We start from the raw sequence: 2,481 nt of genomic DNA, 5'->3' as shown, positions 1-2,481 counted from the left end.
GCTCCCGGCCCCGGCCGGGAGCGCTCCTTTGGGGCTCACCCCGGAGATGCCCCTCAGCGTGGACATGGCATCCGGCAGCGTGGCCTTCCTGGCCGTGGTGAACCCCGCCCTGGCCGACCAGGCCGTCCAGCACCTGGCCGTGTTCAAGGACGGCGCGTACGCCGACAAGGCCCTGCTCCAGGCCGAGATATCGCCCCGGCGGCTCCACGAGGCCCTCGCGCTCCTGGGCTTTCGCCCCGGCGACAACATGACCATGGCCAACTGGGACAGCGAGCGCGTGCAGGGCCAGACCCTGAAGGTGGCGATCCTCCCCGACGGGGCGGACAGGCCCGTCCCCCTGGAAGAACTCCTGCGCGACAAGGGCGGCAGGGGCCTGGACATGCGCTTCGGCGGCAACTTCAAGGCCGCCGTCGCCCCGGACGCCAGCGGCTGCCTGATCTGCCTGTTCAGCTGCCCCATGGGCATCGTGAGCAACCACCTGACGCTCTACAAGGAGACGGGCTGGTGGGGGCCGGTGGCCTACCGCGCCCAGTGGCCCGGCCCGGTCCCGAAGCGCGTGGCCGTGATCGTCTCGCGCCGCTAGACCCTCGCGCGGCTTTCCTTCCAGACCCCTCCCGCTCGCCGTTCGCTCTTCCCAACCCGGCGGACCCGGCCCGCGTTGACCCTTGGGCGCGGCTCGCGTAGGAGCGTTCCATGGCGGGAAAATCCCGCGCCCCTGCAATCCGTTCTTCCAGGAGCCACGATGTCCCCCACCACGTTCCCGCGTCCGAGCGCCGCACGTCCCGTCCAAGGTTTCACGGTTCCTGCCGGGCTTTCGGCCTGCCCGTCCCGCGCAGCCCGGCCCCGCGCAGCAGGCTTTTGCGCCGCGTCCCTGGCCGCCGCGTGCCTCGTCCTCCTGGCGCTCCTGGCCGGGCCGGCCCCGGCGGCGCAGCAGGCCCCGGCCCCCGCACCGGCCCCGCAGAAGGCCCCGGCCCGCGCCGACTGGGACTTCACCCACGTGGGGCTCAAGGGCAAGCTCTACCCCTCGCTCATGCACTCCATTGCGGCCATGCACCTGGACGTGCAGGACAAGACCAACGAACTGGGCGACCGCAACGGCCTCTTCGGCATCACCGTGCGCGCCCCGAGAGCGGGGGCCAGGGCCGTGGTGGAGATGAGCTCCTCCTCGCCCCTGGTGAACGGCGGCAAGGCCGACGTCACCCTGCCCAAGCGCGGACAGGACTACGTGGTCTATCCCTTCCTCAGCTTCCCAGAGGCCCTGCTCCAGGTGCGCCAGCCCGTGCCCATCGTGCTCACGGCCCGGCTCAGCGTGGACGGCCAGCCCCTGGGCGAAAAGTCCCAGCGGGTGCTGGTGGCCTCCGTGAACGACTGCGTCTACGGCTTCGAGGAGGACGACGAATACTACGACACCTCCTGGCTCTTCGCGGCCTACGTCAACGAGAACCACCCGGCCGTGCAGCAGATCCTGCGCGAGGCCCTCTCCGTGGGCGAGGTGTCCTCCTTTTCGGGCTACCAGACCGACGCCCGGGGCGTGCGCAAGCAGGCCAAGGCCGTGTGGCAGGCCCTGCGCAAGCGCGGCCTGCGCTATTCGAGCATCAACCGTCCCTCGGCTCCGGACCCGGAACTCTCCGTGCAGCACGTGCGCCTGTTGGGAGACGCCCTGGACGGCCGCCAGGCCAACTGCGTGGAAGGCAGCTGCCTGCTGGCCTCGGTGTTCTACAAGATCGGCCTGGAGACCTCCCTGGTGGTCTTCCCCGACCACATGATCGTGGGCGTGCTGCTCGACCCCAAGGGCAAGCAGCAGCTCTTCCTGGAGACCACCATGCTGGGCGATTCCACCTTCGAGGAGGCCGCCAAGTCCGGCTCCGAGCAGGTGGAGGAGGCCCAGGAAAAGGCGCGCAAGGCCAAAAAGAAGAAGTCCGGCAAGGACGACGATGACGACGATGAGATCTCCTTCATCGACATCGGCAAGGTGCGCCAGGGGGGGGTGCTGCCCATCCCCGAGCCGGGGCGGCGGTAGGCAGTCGCGGGCAGCTGCCGCCGGATTTGCGAACGTGGCGGCTGCGGGCTGTCCGGGGCCGGAACAGTTCGGGACGGGGCCGCCTGGCGGCCCGCCGCGCGGCAAGCCCGGCGGACTGCTACAGCAGCAGCTGCAGGGCCAGCCGGGGCAGGGTGTTGGCCTGGGAGAGCATGGCCGTGGCCGAGTTCACCAGAATCTGCGAGCGCACGTACTCGGCCATCTCCGTGGCCAGGTCCACGTCGGCGATGCGCGCCTGGGCCAGCTGGAGGTTTTCGCTCTGGAGCGAGAGGGCCTGCACGGTGTTCTCCAGGCGCGCCTGGAGCGCGCCCAGGTTGGCGCGGATATTGTCCTTGGAGACGATGGCCGCGTCGATCTTGTCCAGGGCCGCCTGGGCCAGGGCCTGGGTGGATATGGAGCGGGCCGAGCCCTTGGCGGACCGGCCCACGCCCAGGGCCGCGGCC

The 2,481-nt window shown here is 70.6% G+C and carries 3 protein-coding genes; 2 read left to right on the top strand and 1 reads right to left on the bottom strand.

The window, feature by feature from the left end; genetic code table 11:
* On the top strand, positions 1–583 hold a 583-nt coding region (locus tag ACV4UX_RS18690), incomplete at its 5' end, for a YdjY domain-containing protein (RefSeq protein ID WP_491594790.1).
* A 159-nt stretch (positions 584–742) separates the two neighbouring features.
* Positions 743–2,020 carry a hypothetical protein gene (locus ACV4UX_RS18685; RefSeq protein WP_491594789.1) on the top strand — a complete coding sequence of 426 codons (1,278 nt, stop codon included), beginning with the start codon at positions 743–745 and terminating at the stop codon, positions 2,018–2,020.
* 118 nt (positions 2,021–2,138) lie between these two features.
* Here ACV4UX_RS18685 and ACV4UX_RS18680 read toward each other — a convergent pair.
* On the bottom strand, positions 2,139–2,481 hold a 343-nt coding region (locus ACV4UX_RS18680), incomplete at its 5' end, for a flagellin (protein ID WP_491594788.1).

The organism is Fundidesulfovibrio sp., from assembly GCF_058402725.1.
This window is presented reverse-complemented; position numbering and strand designations above follow the sequence as displayed.

Excerpts from the sequence above, each read along its gene's own strand:
- ACV4UX_RS18685 (WP_491594789.1), top strand. The coding sequence starts at position 743 with ATGTCCCCCACCACGTTCCCGCGTCCGAGCGCCGCACGTCCCGTCCAA.